Consider the following 14,112-nt stretch of genomic DNA (forward strand, 5'->3'; position numbering starts at 1 on the left):
TTTATTTTTATGCTATGGTATCTTTTATTTCAGGAGTTCTTAAGGAACTTATTTCTTCCAAAGAAAATATTTCAGAAACAATCTTTATTCTTCCCAGCAAAAGGGCCGGAAGCTTTTTATTAAAAGAGCTCTCAGCACTGGGAACACATCATATTTTCGCGCCAAAAGTTTACAGTATCGAAGAATTTACTGAAGTTATTTCTGAGGCCAAAACTGTAGATAATACCATCACTTTATTTGAATTTTATAAGGTTTATAAAGCAATTACCCCTAAAGAGGCACAGGAAGATTTTGAAACTTTTACGGCCTGGGCGCAAAGCCTAATTCACGATTTTAATGAAATTGATCGATACTTAATAGACTACAAAAAGTTCTTTAACTACCTGGCCGATATTCAGGACTTAAAACACTGGTCCATTCAGGAGCCCAAAACAGAGCTCATTAATAATTATTTAGCCTTTTGGAAAAGTCTGCCGGCATATTACGAAGGTTTAAAAAAGGAGTTACTTACCAACAATACCGGTTACCAGGGTTTAATTTATCGCCTGGCCTCAGAAAATATTCAAGCTTATGCAAAAAATCATAGCGCTAAACACGTTTTCATTGGTTTTAACGCATTAAATGCCGCAGAACAACAAATTGTTCAGCATTTGCTTGAAAATGATATAGCCGAGATCTATTGGGATCTGGATGAGGTTTTTGTAAAAGATCGTCAACACGATGCGTCCCTCTTTATAAATCAGTATTTAAAAGATTGGCCGGTATATGAAAAAAAGAAAGCAAAACTTAGCGTAAACGATTATCATAAATCTAAAAACATTCATATTACCGGAATTCCCAAAAACGTTGGCCAGGCCAAATATTTAGGCGAATTACTGGCTAATTTAGATGAGGAAACCTTGCAAGAAACCGCAGTGGTACTGGGGGAAGAAGATCTTCTTTTACCCGTTTTAAATAGTTTGCCGCCCAATGTAAAAGATTTGAACATTACCATGGGATTTCCGCTCAAAAACGCGCCCATAGCTTCTCTTTTTGATAGGTTATTCCAAATTCATCAAAATACCGGTTCTGCGTATTATTACAAAGATGTGATTTCGGTAATAAATCACCCCGCTTTAAGCGAAATTCTAAAGCAGGAAACCGAAGTTTTTATTGAAAAAATTCAGTCAGAAAACACGGTAAACTTATCTTCCGAAGAAATTATAAGTTCATTTTCTAATGAAGCAAAACCTTTAATAGAAGCTTGCTTTAGAAATTGGGATAACTCGCCTAAAAAAGCCTTAGAGGCTTTTCAGGAAATTATAAACCAGATCAAAATTCATTTAAAAAGCAGTGAAAATAAGCTTGGGCTGGAGTTTTTATATCATTTTCATGTGTTATTTAATAAGCTCGAAAACCTCAATGATGCTTATCCGCATTTAAAAAGTATTAAATCGCTGTACCAGTTTTATAAAGAAATAATGAGCACCCAAAGCCTGGATTTCCAAGGAAGACCTTTTAAAGGTTTACAGCTTATGGGTATGCTGGAATCGCGTGCCTTGGATTTTAAAAATATCATTATTTGTTCGGTTAACGAAGGGGTTCTACCTTCGGGGAAATCGGGTAGTTCCTTTATTCCTTTCGACCTAAAACAAAACTACAAACTCCCCACCTACAAAGAAAAAGACGCAGTTTATACCTATCACTTTTACCGGCTTTTACAACGTGCTAAAAATGTGCACTTGCTTTACAACACAGAAACCGACGGACTAAATTCCGGAGAAAAAAGCAGGTTTCTTACTCAACTGGAAATTGAAAAACAACCGGCGCATCAGCTCACGCATGCTATGGTAAGTCCAAAAGTTCCGGCGATTAAAAATGAGCTCCGGGAAGTTAGAAAAACTCCTGAAATCATGGAGAAACTCAAGTCGCTTGCTGCTTACGGTTTTTCCCCTTCGGCATTGACTTCATACATAAGAAATCCGCTAGATTTTTACAGGCAGTACGTTCTTGGGGTGCGTGATAGCGAAGAAGTGGAAGAAACAGTAGCTTATAACACGCTGGGGACGGTAGTACACGATAGCCTCGAAAATTTCTACAAACCGCTGGAGAATAAGCTGCTCACTTCAGTAGATATTAAAGCTTTTAAAGCAAAGATCGAAGAAGAGATCACGCTTCAGTTTAAAAAATCTTATATGAACGGGCCCGTAAACCAGGGCAAAAACCTGTTGATTTATGAAGTTGCCAAGCGTTATCTCCGTAACTTTTTAAACCTGGAACTAGACCGACTCAAAACCGAAGAAGTTAAAATCTTGAAAATTGAGGAAAATTTAAAATCTGAAATTAAGATAGAGAAGCTTGATTTTCCGATATTTATGCGTGGAAAAGTAGACCGGGTAGAAAATACTAACGGTATCACCAGAATTATTGACTATAAAACGGGAAAGGTAACCCAGGATAAAATTGAAATTGTAGATTGGGCAGATCTCGCTTCAGATTACGATAAATACAGTAAAAGTTTCCAGGTATTAGCGTATACGAAAATGATGCAAGATCAAAATTCACTGGATTTTCCAGTGGAAGCAGGAATAATTTCATTCAAAAATTTAAAAAGCGGGTTCCTGAAATTCGGAAAAAAAGATAAACCAAAAACAAAAAATAAAGAAACAGCTATAAATAGGGAAATTCTTGAAGCATTCGAAGTAGAGTTAAAAAAATTAATTATCGAAATTTGCGAACCTGAAATTCCTTTTAAAGAAAAAGAAATATAAAAAAACCTATGGAAATTACTAAAAGAACCAATCTCCAGATTGATGGAAAGCATAATAAGCCAATTTTAATTGATTTAATATTTAAGGACGATAAAAAGCCAAAACCAATCATAATCTTTTGCCACGGCTATAAAGGTTTTAAAGACTGGGGCGCCTGGGATAAAATGGGTGAATTTTATGCAGAAAAAGGTTATTTCTTTGTGAAATTTAATTTTTCTCACAACGGGACCTCTCCAGAAAATCCAACAGAATTTTTAAATATTGAAGCCTTTGGCGACAATAACTATATAAAAGAGCTAGACGATCTACAAACAGTGATAGACTGGGTGCTAACACCAGATTTTGACCAGGCTCAACAAATAGATGCGAAAAGTATAAACCTAATTGGACATTCCCGTGGTGGTGGTATTGCAATTATAAAAGCGGCTGAAGAAGAAAGGATCGATAAACTTATCACCCTTGCCGCGGTTAGTGACTTTGCTTCGCGTTTTCCAAAAGAAAAAGAACTGGAAGCCTGGGAGAAAAAAGGTGTACGATACATAAAAAATACGCGTACCGGTCAGCAATTACCTCATCATTACCAGTTCTATAAAAATTTTAGAGAAAACAGGGAGCGTTTAAATATTCAAAAATCAACCAAAAAACTAGACATCCCTCATTTTATTGCTCACGGAAGTAACGACACTACGGTTTCTATTGCTGATGCCGGGAATTTATTTGAATGGAGTGCGATCTCGAAATTACTTTTAGTTGAAAATGCAGATCACGTTTTTGGTATTTCGCACCCCTGGAATAAAGATGAATTAACTAAAGAATTTCAGCACGTTTTAAATAGAACCTCAGAGTTTCTTGCAGCCAGCGTTCAGGATCTAAAAGACGAATATATAGATAACGACGAAGCTGAATCTTAAGTTTTTTAAAAATATATTTTCACCAAAAGCGGTCTTGAATTAATTTTTAAGACCGTTTTTTTATTTTAAATAAATCGTCATTCTGAATTTAGTTCAGAATCTAATATTTTGATAATCTAAATACGTTAGAATCCCGAAGCAAAATCTCGAGATAAAGTCTGAAACAAGTTCAGCTTAACGAAAACTTTTTAGCCAGCTCCTAATATTTTGAAAATAAAAAAGTCCGGAAACAAAAAAACCACCGCGAAAGACGGTGGTTTTGTGGAGAATATGGCCCCGAAGCTTCGGGAGAACCGATGCCTTCCCGATCTAGCATCGGGACGCATTGGCCAGCTTTCAATATTTTGAAAATGAAAAAGTTCGGAAATAAAAAACCACCGCGAAAAACGGTGGTTTTGTGGAGAATATCGGAGTCGAACCGATGACCTTTTGGCTGCCAGCCAAACGCTCTAGCCAGCTGAGCTAATCCCCCAATTGGAAGGCAAATGTAATAATTTTCTGTAAATTCCAACAGATAACTTTTATTTATTATTGTTGATTAAAAAATGATTAGAAAAGCTAAGCTTAACGATCTCAGGAAGATCAAGAAACTAACCGAAGCCTGTGCTAAAGCGCTTCAGCAGCAAAATATTTTTCAATGGAATGAACATTATCCTTCCCTGGAAAAACTTCAAAACGATATTGAGAAGCAAGAATTATATATTTTTGAGGAAGAGAATATTATTACCGCCATTATAGTCCTTACTCCTAATATGGATGAAGTTTACCGAAATATAGACTGGCTAAGCAAAACCGACAATAATCTGTATGTTCACAGGCTGGCCACGCACCCTGAATTCTGGGGAAAAGGCTATGCCAGGAAAATGATGGATTTTGCTGAAGAATTTGCTAGAAACAAGCATTTTACTTCCGTAAGGTTAGATACTTTCAGTAAAAACACACGCAATCAGAAGTTCTATGAAGCCCGTAGTTATACAAAACTTGGCGATGTCTATTTTCCGCATAAAAATGAATATCCTTTTCATTGCTACGAAAAACTTTTAGCAACTTGCTTATAGGAAAATTGAGAAAAACCCTTAAGAAATTAGTATTGCGATAAGGCTTTACAATAAAGCATTCTATATTTGCTGCTGAAAATAACCGCTGTTGGAATCTTCTGTTAGTTTTAAAAATATAAACCGAATTGCCATTCCCGCAATTATTGCCGGAATTGCCGAGCCGTTGATCTCCCTTACTGATATCGCGGTAATTGGAAATGTAGAAAAAAACTCGGTTGAAGCACTTGCCGCGGCAGGAATCGTAGGATCTTTTCTTTCAGCGATTATTTGGATCGTAGCGCAAACCAAAACCGCTATTTCGGCAATTGTTTCCCAGCATTTGGGCGCAAACCGAATTCACGCGGTAAAAACCCTTATTCCGCAGGCTATATATTTCAATTTTGCTTTTAGCCTTGTGATCTATGCTACTACCGCCTTTTTCGCCGAATCAATCTTTAGCGCATATAACGCCGAAGGTTTGATCTTGCAATATTCAGAAGACTATTATCAAATCCGTGCATTGGGTTATCCGTTAACTTTGGTGACTTTTGCAATATTTGGCGTTTTCCGCGGACTTCAAAATACGCTTTGGGCAATGAAATGCAGCCTTGCCGGTGCTGCGGTGAATGTAGGATTAGATTTTCTGCTGGTATATGGAATTGACGGGCTTATTCCGGCAATGCATCTTAAAGGTGCTGCTTATGCCAGTCTTGCTGCACAAGGGACAATGCTGGTAATGGCCCTTTGGTTTTTCTTTAAAAAAACGCCTTTTCACTTAAAACTAAGTTTGAATATAAATCCGCGTTTAAAAGGGCTTTTACTTATGGCCGCCAACCTTTTTGTAAGAACGGCTGCCTTAAATTTCGCCATTTACCTGGCCAATGCCTACGCTACAGATTATGGAAAAAACTATATCGCGGCTCAAAGTATTTTGATGAACATCTGGCTTTTCTTTAGCTTCTTTATAGATGGATATGCGAATGCAGGGAACGCCATTGGCGGGAAACTACTGGGCGCCAGAGATTACAAAAATTTATGGGAACTCAGTAAAAAAATAAGCAAATACGCGGTATTGATCGCTTTTATCCTAATGGCAATTTGCGGACTGTTCTACAACCAAATTGGGTTGGTTTTTAATAAGGATGTTGCTGTTCTGGCTATATTCTCATCGGTTTTTTGGATCGTGCTATTAATGCAACCGGTAAATGCCATTGCCTTTATGTTCGACGGAATCTTTAAAGGTTTGGGAGAGGCAAAGTATCTGCGTAATTTATTGCTGGTGGCCACGTTTCTGGGCTTCACTCCTGCCCTTTTAATTTCAGATTATTTCGGGTTGAAACTTTACGGAATCTGGATCGCGTTTTTTGTCTGGATGCTTATTCGAAGTGCAGGTTTGGTCATTAAATTCAGAAGAAAATATTTACAGAAAGAAGTTTGAGTTTTCAGTTGGCAATCTTTAGTGAGCAGTTTGCAGTCTCAGTGGGATTCAATACAAAAATTTTAAAAAACCGTGGTGTTGACGTTTCAAAGCAGCGCTTTGGAATCTTTTTCCGCATTATAAGTTTTGTTTTTGCGTTAAAAAATCTTGAAACCCTGGAAAGATTTTAGCAAAACAAAACTGGTTTTCAGCTTTGCTGAAAAATACCTTGGAAAAAGCGCCTTTTCTTTTGTTTCGTTTTCTTTTGTATCCGACGAGCAAAGCGAGAGGAATACATAACAAAGAAAATGAAAAATAAGCTGTTCGAAGGTTTTAATTAAATCACTGGTATTCATATTGTAAATAAATTGCATCAATGGTAGAAGAAGATTTATGTTCTAAAATTGAATTTTAAATTATTGAACCAAAAAAATTTATTTCAGCGTTAATCTTTCTAAATTTGGGTACTCAGCTAACTGAAAAATCAAATTTATGTCTACCACACGTGAAAACGGAAGTTTATATACCAATATTGAAAACGGAATCGCCCACTTAGAATTTGGCCATCCTGCCAGTAATTCTTTTCCTTCAGAGTTATTAGATCGGCTTGAGAAAGAGTTTCAGAAATTATCTGAAGACGACAGTGTAAAAGTAATTTTATTGAAATCTGAAGGAGAAAAAGCCTTTTGTGCCGGAGCATCTTTTGACGAACTGGTAGCGATAGAAACCTTGCAGGCCGGAAAATTATTCTTTTCAGGCTTTGCAAAAGTTCTAAATGCAATGCGCAACTGTAAAAAGCTCATCGTTGGCCGCATCCAGGGAAAAACTGTTGGTGGCGGTGTGGGGCTGGTCGCTGCTTGCGATTATGCCATGGCTACTGATGCTGCTGCGGTTAAACTTTCAGAAATCAGTATAGGTATTGGCCCGTTTGTAATTGCCCCCGCCGTAGAGCGCAAAATTGGCGTTGGAGCACTTGGAGAGTTGAGTCTTGCTGCCCACGAATGGAAAAACGCTTACTGGGCAAAGGATAAAGGCTTATATGCCCGTGTATTTGAAAGTTTAAAAGAACTTGATAAAGAGGTAACGATTTTTACCGAAAAACTGGCTTCTTATAATCCCGAGGCACTTTATGAAATGAAAAAAATGCTGTGGAAAAATACAGATCACTGGGATGAATTACTGGCTGAAAGAGCTGCAATTTCGGGAGAATTAGTACTTTCAGATTTTACTAAAAATGCTTTAGCTAAATATAAAAAATAAAAATATGCGCTTACTTTACTTGAACACCAACGGCGGCCAAGTTCAAGATCTGGGGGTTTCTATCGGTTCGGCTTTGGCCGATAATTTCTTGGTACTACTTTTTGGTTTCCTTTTAATTTTAGGACCGTTAATGTTTTTTCATCGCAGAAGGATCAGAAATAAAAAACTTCATGCTCAAAATGGCTAAAAACCACAGCGCAGGAAATTAGCATCATTATAACATATTCCTTAGGGAGAAAAGTGTAATTTCCACCCTAGAAATAAGCCTATGAGTTTACCACAGGAACATTTACCAAAAGACCGCGACGCAACCAGCGAACAGGAATGGGGTTTTACCATCTGGGAATTTATCGCCGACAACTGGCTTTACCTGATGGGTATTTTACTTATTCTTGCCATTTTTCTTTATGCTCGCTATAACTGGAGAAGAAGGCAGCAAAAAAGCCGCATGAACTAATGGGAGAAGATACCTGGGAATTTCTAAGTTTTCTAAGCGGAATGGGATTCTGGCTTATTTTAGCGCTGGTTTTAATTGTTGTGGTACTTTATAAAAAATTCAACAAATAACCCGCGCAGGCTAATTTCTGCCCAGCCAGAAAAAGCCTTTCTTTGTTTCGAGAAAAATTTAGGAGAAGTTAATCTCGGTTACCTTGTTTTTAACCAACCCGTAATACTTAACCTTGCAGTTTTCACCGGCTTTACTTCGTGTTCCAATACCTGACTTTCAAAAATTACAACACGTCCCGGCATTGGATAAATGGCTTTTGAAACCTCAACTCCATTTTCTTCGGAATAAATTACCAATTCCCCTCCATTTTCCGGCTTCCAATCTTCCTCGTTTAAGTAACAAACCATAGAAAGTTTTCTTCTGCCGTCATTCTGAAAAGTGTCCAGGTGTCGCTGGTAAAAAGTACCTTCTGGATATAGCGCGTAATGGAATTCTTTAGTTAAAATTCCCAGAAAGCAGGTTTTGTTCAAATACCCTACTAAAGAATTGATTTTGTTGAAAAACAGGTTTTCGGCCTTTCCTGCTTCAGCTTCGTTAAGCCATAAAATAAAGTCTCCTCTAATAGATTTCGCAACAATTTCATTGGTTTTATTCCCAATGGCTGCCTTTTTGAATTGTGCTTCTTCAAATTTTGATTTTAAAGAATTGCGTAGCATTGCCACTTCTTCAGCATTAAAAAATTCGTCTACAATACAATATTGATTTTCAACTAAATCATTAATAATATTTTCGTAAAAGGGATTTTCTATAAAATCCAGTTGTTCAAAAAGTTCGGGAGTAGTTTCTGTTATCATTTTTCATTAAAAAAACGGGCAAATATACAACAGAAACATAATTGCAAAACCAAAAAAATATAACGCTAAAAAACCCTTAACTTTGCCAAAAATAACGCGAGATGAGCAAGATTAGAATTACCAAACAGTTCTCTTTTGAAACCGGCCACGCTCTTTATGGCTACGACGGAAAATGCCGAAACGTCCACGGCCACAGCTATAAACTTAGTGTTTGTGTAATTGGGGAACCTATTACCGATAAGGATAATGTGAAGTTTGGGATGGTAATAGATTTTGGAGATTTAAAAAAGATCGTAAAATCTGAAATTGTAGACAAGTTTGACCACGCCACGGTTTTTAATAAAAACACGCCACATGTAGAGCTTGCTGAAGAACTAAAAAATCGAGGTCACCACGTTATCCTTGTCGAATACCAACCCACCAGCGAAAATATGGTGGTAGATTTTGCTGAAAAGATTCAAAAACATTTACCCGATCATATAAAACTACACTCGCTAAAACTCCAGGAAACCGAATCCAGTTTTGCGGAATGGTTTGCAAGCGATCAGGCCCCCCAGCCCCCAAAGGGGGAGTAACCAAAGAAACTCCTTCCCTTTTGAGGGAAGGTGGATTAATCTTCGAGAGAAGATTAAGACGGAAGGGTTAAAATCTCAGGTTTTCCAAACCTATAAACTCTTTTCCTAAAATATTTATATTTACAGCTTAGATTTATCATAAATGACTATCCCCGAAGGCAAAAAAGTTTATTTCTCCAGTGATAATCACCTTGGTGCACCTACTCAAGAAGAAAGCAGGCCAAGGGAAATTAGGTTTGTAAAATGGCTGGATGAAATTAAAGACGATGCCGCTGCTATTTTTCTCCTCGGTGATCTTTTTGACTTCTGGTTTGAGTATAAACACGCCGTTCCTAAAGGTTTTGTAAGGGTTCTAGGGAAACTTGCAGAAATTAAAGACAGCGGAATCCCGATTTATTTTTTTGTTGGTAATCACGATTTGTGGATGGAAAATTATTTTGAAGACGAACTTAATATCCCCGTATTTCGTAAGCCTAAAGAATTTGAATTCAATAATAAAACCTTCCTTGTTGCCCATGGGGACGGCCTAGGACCTGGGGACCACGGTTATAAACGAATGAAAAAGGTATTTACCAATCCGTTTTCTAAATGGCTTTATCGCTGGTTACATCCAGATTTAGGTATTCCGCTAGCGCAGTATTTTTCAGTAAAAAATAAAGCGATCTCGGGAGACCAGGAACAAAAATTTTTAGGAGAAGAAAAGGAATGGCTTATTCAATATTGCCGCCGAAAATTAGAAGAAAAGCATTACGATTATTTCCTTTTTGGCCACCGGCATTTACCCCTGGAAATCGACCTAAACGGAAAATCGACCTATATCAACACTGGCGACTGGATAGACTTTTACACCTACGCAGTTTTTGATGGTGAGAAGACGGTTTTAAAGAAATTAGAATTTTAATTCCTCCCACATCCATTTAAATAATTTTCCAGGTTTAATTTAAATAAAGTTCCCTCTATTAAATCTGAAATTTGCTCTAGTTCTACTGCACTTACCGCGAAATCCATTTTTTCAAGTGGAGATCTTAATAGAATGTTCCTGCAGGATTTTTCACTACTACAATTACCACAATTATAATATTTAGCTGCCTGTATATTGCCGGAGAAACGCTTAATTTCTTCAGGTAACAGATAAAAGCCCATATCCTTAAAAACCATTTGTATCCTGGCAGGATCAGCATTTGGTAAATTATTTTTCCATCGAAAAGCAATACCTAGCTTATTGTGATAAATTATTGCGACTTCATCCATTTTAAAAATAATTTGCTCAATAATCGAGATTGAAACTTCGAAGCTTGCCTTGAAATTTAAAAATCATTTTCATTTTATGACTCGTTCCTTTGCTTCGATATAAGTTACCCAAATATAAAATTATTTAAAACGAATCTAAATAGAAGTAATTTATTCGCTGATATCTTTTAATTTTAACTGAATAGAAACATTCCCGTTCCACTCATTTTCATCTAAAGAATACACTGCTTTAAAAGTTTTCTTTTCTGAAATTGTTTCGAATTTTTCTCCCAGTCCGAAGCCAATCATATCGAACATACCAGATTTTCCTTGCTGTACAACTTTGCATTTAAGATGGGCTTCATCTGCCCCTACACATTTTCCATAACCGGTATCGGTAAGATTTTGGGTCATAAAAACCGGACTCATATTTCCCGGGCCAAAAGGAGCAAATTGTTTTAGAATTCTAAAGAATTTCGGAGTAATTTCATCCAGATCAATTTCGGCATCTACAGCAATTTCAGGAGTTAGCAGCCGCCTATCTATAGTTTCAGAAACCACCGACTCAAATTTCGCTTTAAAATTTTCATATTCCGAAGCTTCTAAAGTCAAGCCTGCCGCATATTTATGTCCGCCAAACTGCTCAATATGTTCTTTACAGGCCTCCAAAGCATTGTAAACATCAAAACCTTTTACCGAGCGAGCCGAAGCCGCCAGCTTATCACCGCTTTTTGTAAAAACCAGCGTAGGGCGATAATAAGTTTCGGTTAAACGGGAAGCCACGATGCCTATCACACCCTTATGCCAGTCTTCGTGATAAACCACGGTACTATAGCGTTCCTGCTCCTTCAATTCTTCAATTTGATCTAATGCTTCAACCGTAATCGCTTTATCGGTAGTTTTTCTTTCGGCATTAAAATCCTCAATTTCACCAGCAAACTGCATAGCGGTAGCTTCGTCTTCTTCGGTAAGTAAATTTACCGCGTGCAAGCCGTGCTTCATTCTTCCGGCTGCATTTATACGCGGGGCAATAATAAAAACCACATCAGTTATCGTGAGTTTATCTTTTTTAACCTGTGCCAGAATTGCTTTAAAACCCATTCTAGGGGCAACATTGATCACGTTTAAACCGTGATAGGCCAAAATTCGATTTTCACCGGTAATGGGTACGATATCGGCTCCAATGGCAGTCGCAACCAAATCCAGATAAGGCAATAAAACTTCGGGTGTCCCTCCTCTTTTAGTGTTTATAGCCTGGATCAATTTAAAACCAACGCCGCAACCACAAAGTTCTTTATATGGATATTCACAATCCTCTCGCTTGGGATCCAGCACCGCAACAGCTTTAGGAATGTTTTCTCCCGGCCGGTGGTGATCACAGATAATAAAATCGATTCCCTTTTCGGCGGCATAAGCTACCTTATCAATTGCTTTAATTCCGCAATCCAGGGCAATAATCAATGAAATCTCGTTATCTGCCGCAAAATCAATTCCCTGGTAAGAAATGCCGTAACCTTCAGCATACCTATCGGGAATATAGGTCGCGATATTTGGGGTAAGGGTTTTTAAGTAAGAAGACATCAAAGCCACACTGGTGGTCCCGTCTACATCATAATCGCCATAAACCATAATATTTTCTTCGGAAGCGATTGCCTGCTGAATTCGGTTTACAGCCACATCCATATCTTTCATCAGGTAAGGATCGTGCAGCTCTTCTAAGCTTGGCCTGAAAAACTTTTTTGCAGCTTCAAAAGTCATTATTCCACGCTGCGCCAAGAGTGTTGCCACAGGCGTTTCCACCCCTAATTCTTCGGCAAGTTTACTAACAACTAAAGAATCGGGTTTTGGTTTTAAAGTCCAGCGCATCGTAAGTTTTTTTCAAAAATACATATAGTATTTCAATACCAATAAGGGGGGAATTCACTAAAACAGAATAATAGAAATTTTTCAGCAATTAATAATAATCCCTAATTTCACGCTTTAGGATTTACAGAAAAAATATGATCAAAATTATACAGGGCCAGCTCGTAGATATTAAAAACAAGAAGATTTTTCCTGCGGAAATCAGCATCGAGAATGGAAAGATTACAAAGATTGAAGAAAAACAGCACAAGGTAAAAAGCTTTTTACTTCCCGGCTTTATAGATGCGCATATACATATAGAAAGTTCTATGTTGGTTCCAACAGAATTTGCAAGACTGGCTGCAATTCACGGTACGGTAGCCACGGTTTCTGATCCTCACGAGATTGCCAATGTGTTAGGGAAAGAAGGCGTTAAATTTATGATTGAAAACGGACAGAAAAGTCCGTTGAAATTTAATTTCGGTGCACCTTCCTGTGTGCCGGCTACCAATTTTGAAACTTCGGGAGCCGTTATTAATGCTGAAGATATTAAAGACTTACTGGCACTTCCTGAAATAAAATATCTCGCCGAGATGATGAATTATCCCGCCGTGATCTTCAAAGATGAAGAAGTGATGAAGAAAATTGCCTGGGCTAAACATTTTAACAAACCTACCGATGGACACGCGCCCGGATTGCGCGGAGAAGACGCTAAAAAATATGCTGAAGCCGGTATTTCTACAGACCACGAATGTTATACTGCTGAAGAAGCAGAAGAAAAGCTCGGTTTGGGTATGAAAATACTTATTCGCGAAGGTAGCGCCGCCAAGAATTTTGAAGCGCTCATAGATCTGCTACCTGAACACTATAAAAGTATGATGTTTTGCTCTGATGATAAACATCCAGACGACTTGGTTTTAGGGCATATTAACCAGCTTTGTGCCAGGGCGGTTGCAAAAGGTATAGATGTTTTTAAGGTGCTGGAAGTTGCATGTTTAAATCCTATAGCACATTATAATTTAGAGATTGGACAGTTAAAAGTAGGCGACTCCGCTGATTTTATTTCGGTAAAAGACCTGACTAACTTTGAAGTTTTACAAACTTATATCGATGGAGAATTAGTTGCTGAAAATGGTAAATCTCATATCAAATCTTCACCATTTGAAAAGCCCAATAATTTTCATACTTCATCCAAAAATCCGGAAGATTTTAAAATAAAAGCAGCTGGAGAAACCATTAAAGTCATCGAAGCGCTGGATGGTGAACTTATTACTAATGAAATTCAGCAGAAAGCTTTAGAAAAGAACGGGGAACTAATTTCAGATATTGAAAATGATATTTTAAAAATCACGGTGGTTAATCGCTATGAGGATAAAGCTCCTGCAGTAGCATTTATAAAGAATTTCGGCTTGAAAAAAGGAGCGATTGCCAGCTCGGTAGCGCACGATTCACATAATATTATCGCTGTTGGAACATCAGACGAAGAGATTTGTAACGCGGTAAACCTCATCATTAAACATAAAGGAGGAATTTGTAGCGTAAACGAGAATGATCAAAAAGTGCTACCACTGCCAATTGCGGGAATTATTAGCGATAAAGATGGTTGGGAAACCGGTAGATTATACGAAGAAATAGATAAAATGGCCAAAGATTTAGGCAGCAGCTTAAAAGCTCCTTTTATGACGCTTTCTTTTATGGCACTCTTAGTGATTCCCGATCTAAAACTTTCAGATAAAGGTTTATTCAGCGGAAAAAAGTTTGATTTTGTGAAGTTAGCAGAGTAATTAA

The 14,112-nt window shown here is 37.6% G+C and carries 12 protein-coding genes and 1 tRNA gene; 9 read left to right on the forward strand and 4 right to left on the reverse strand.

The window, feature by feature from the left end; genetic code table 11:
* Positions 1-14 precede the first annotated feature (14 nt).
* Positions 15-2,750, forward strand: coding sequence for a PD-(D/E)XK nuclease family protein (locus tag APB85_RS05040; protein WP_057480967.1), 2,736 nt, complete (start codon positions 15-17; stop codon positions 2,748-2,750).
* Between the two features lie 8 nt (positions 2,751-2,758).
* Positions 2,759-3,661: an alpha/beta hydrolase family protein gene (locus APB85_RS05045; RefSeq protein ID WP_057480966.1), complete on the forward strand. Its 903-nt coding sequence runs from the start codon at positions 2,759-2,761 to the stop codon at positions 3,659-3,661.
* 398 nt (positions 3,662-4,059) lie between these two features.
* Here APB85_RS05045 and APB85_RS05050 read toward each other — a convergent pair.
* Positions 4,060-4,133, reverse strand: a tRNA-Ala gene (locus APB85_RS05050).
* A gap of 73 nt (positions 4,134-4,206) precedes the next feature.
* Between APB85_RS05050 and APB85_RS05055 the strand changes: the two genes are divergently transcribed.
* The 4 genes from APB85_RS05055 to APB85_RS05080 all read left to right on the forward strand — a co-directional run bounded on the left by APB85_RS05055 (position 4,207) and on the right by APB85_RS05080 (position 7,832).
* Positions 4,207-4,719, forward strand: coding sequence for a GNAT family N-acetyltransferase (locus APB85_RS05055; RefSeq protein ID WP_057480965.1), 513 nt, complete (start codon positions 4,207-4,209; stop codon positions 4,717-4,719).
* 88 nt (positions 4,720-4,807) lie between these two features.
* Entirely contained in the window at positions 4,808-6,136 is a 1,329-nt protein-coding gene (locus APB85_RS05060; RefSeq protein ID WP_057480964.1) for an MATE family efflux transporter, read from the forward strand.
* A 471-nt stretch (positions 6,137-6,607) separates the two neighbouring features.
* A complete protein-coding gene (locus APB85_RS05070) occupies positions 6,608-7,375 on the forward strand; it encodes an enoyl-CoA hydratase/isomerase family protein (RefSeq protein ID WP_057480962.1) in 768 nt (255 codons plus the stop codon).
* A 268-nt stretch (positions 7,376-7,643) separates the two neighbouring features.
* The gene (locus APB85_RS05080) at positions 7,644-7,832 is read left to right on the forward strand and encodes a hypothetical protein (protein WP_057480960.1); all 189 of its coding nucleotides are present in this window, start codon (positions 7,644-7,646) and stop codon (positions 7,830-7,832) included.
* 188 nt (positions 7,833-8,020) lie between these two features.
* Here the strand turns inward: APB85_RS05080 and APB85_RS05085 are convergent, their stop codons facing one another.
* Positions 8,021-8,677, reverse strand: coding sequence for a 2OG-Fe(II) oxygenase (locus APB85_RS05085; RefSeq protein WP_057480959.1), 657 nt, complete (start codon positions 8,675-8,677; stop codon positions 8,021-8,023).
* A gap of 101 nt (positions 8,678-8,778) precedes the next feature.
* Between APB85_RS05085 and APB85_RS05090 the strand changes: the two genes are divergently transcribed.
* Together APB85_RS05090 and APB85_RS05095 are read left to right on the forward strand one after the other, a co-directional pair.
* Positions 8,779-9,252 (forward strand): 6-pyruvoyl trahydropterin synthase family protein, encoded by a 474-nt coding sequence (locus APB85_RS05090; protein ID WP_057480958.1) that lies wholly within the window; start codon positions 8,779-8,781, stop codon positions 9,250-9,252.
* Positions 9,253-9,394: 142 nt separating this feature from the next.
* Positions 9,395-10,153, forward strand: a complete 759-nt coding sequence (locus tag APB85_RS05095) for a UDP-2,3-diacylglucosamine diphosphatase (RefSeq protein ID WP_057480957.1) — start codon at positions 9,395-9,397, stop codon at positions 10,151-10,153.
* On the opposite strand, the gene APB85_RS05100 is transcribed toward APB85_RS05095, so the two are convergent.
* Together APB85_RS05100 and recJ are read right to left on the reverse strand one after the other, a co-directional pair.
* The gene (locus tag APB85_RS05100; protein ID WP_057480956.1) at positions 10,150-10,503 is read right to left on the reverse strand and encodes a hypothetical protein; all 354 of its coding nucleotides are present in this window, start codon (positions 10,501-10,503) and stop codon (positions 10,150-10,152) included. The genes APB85_RS05095 and APB85_RS05100 overlap by 4 nt on opposite strands.
* A 150-nt stretch (positions 10,504-10,653) precedes the next feature.
* Positions 10,654-12,348 (reverse strand): single-stranded-DNA-specific exonuclease RecJ, encoded by a 1,695-nt coding sequence (gene recJ / locus APB85_RS05105; protein WP_057480955.1) that lies wholly within the window; start codon positions 12,346-12,348, stop codon positions 10,654-10,656.
* Positions 12,349-12,482: 134 nt separating this feature from the next.
* Here recJ and ade point away from each other — a divergent pair, with 134 nt between their 5' ends.
* Complete coding sequence (gene ade, locus APB85_RS05110) at positions 12,483-14,108, forward strand: adenine deaminase (protein WP_057480954.1); 1,626 nt, start codon at positions 12,483-12,485, stop codon at positions 14,106-14,108.
* Positions 14,109-14,112 lie beyond the last annotated feature (4 nt).

The organism is Salegentibacter mishustinae (assembly GCF_002900095.1).
In the GTDB taxonomy this organism is placed as follows: domain Bacteria; phylum Bacteroidota; class Bacteroidia; order Flavobacteriales; family Flavobacteriaceae; genus Salegentibacter; species Salegentibacter mishustinae.

What these genes read in the sequence shown, in the direction of transcription:
- APB85_RS05090 (WP_057480958.1), top strand. Translation starts at nt 8,779, where the DNA reads ATGAGCAAGATTAGAATTACCAAACAGTTCTCTTTTGAAACCGGCCAC.
- APB85_RS05080 (WP_057480960.1), top strand. Translation starts at nt 7,644, where the DNA reads ATGAGTTTACCACAGGAACATTTACCAAAAGACCGCGACGCAACCAGC.
- APB85_RS05100 (WP_057480956.1), bottom strand. Translation starts at nt 10,503, where the DNA reads ATGGATGAAGTCGCAATAATTTATCACAATAAGCTAGGTATTGCTTTT.
- recJ (WP_057480955.1), bottom strand. Translation starts at nt 12,348, where the DNA reads ATGCGCTGGACTTTAAAACCAAAACCCGATTCTTTAGTTGTTAGTAAA.
- APB85_RS05085 (WP_057480959.1), bottom strand. Translation starts at nt 8,677, where the DNA reads ATGATAACAGAAACTACTCCCGAACTTTTTGAACAACTGGATTTTATA.
- ade (WP_057480954.1), top strand. Translation starts at nt 12,483, where the DNA reads ATGATCAAAATTATACAGGGCCAGCTCGTAGATATTAAAAACAAGAAG.
- APB85_RS05040 (WP_057480967.1), top strand. Translation starts at nt 15, where the DNA reads ATGGTATCTTTTATTTCAGGAGTTCTTAAGGAACTTATTTCTTCCAAA.
- APB85_RS05070 (WP_057480962.1), top strand. Translation starts at nt 6,608, where the DNA reads ATGTCTACCACACGTGAAAACGGAAGTTTATATACCAATATTGAAAAC.
- APB85_RS05045 (WP_057480966.1), top strand. Translation starts at nt 2,759, where the DNA reads ATGGAAATTACTAAAAGAACCAATCTCCAGATTGATGGAAAGCATAAT.
- APB85_RS05095 (WP_057480957.1), top strand. Translation starts at nt 9,395, where the DNA reads ATGACTATCCCCGAAGGCAAAAAAGTTTATTTCTCCAGTGATAATCAC.
- APB85_RS05055 (WP_057480965.1), top strand. Translation starts at nt 4,207, where the DNA reads ATGATTAGAAAAGCTAAGCTTAACGATCTCAGGAAGATCAAGAAACTA.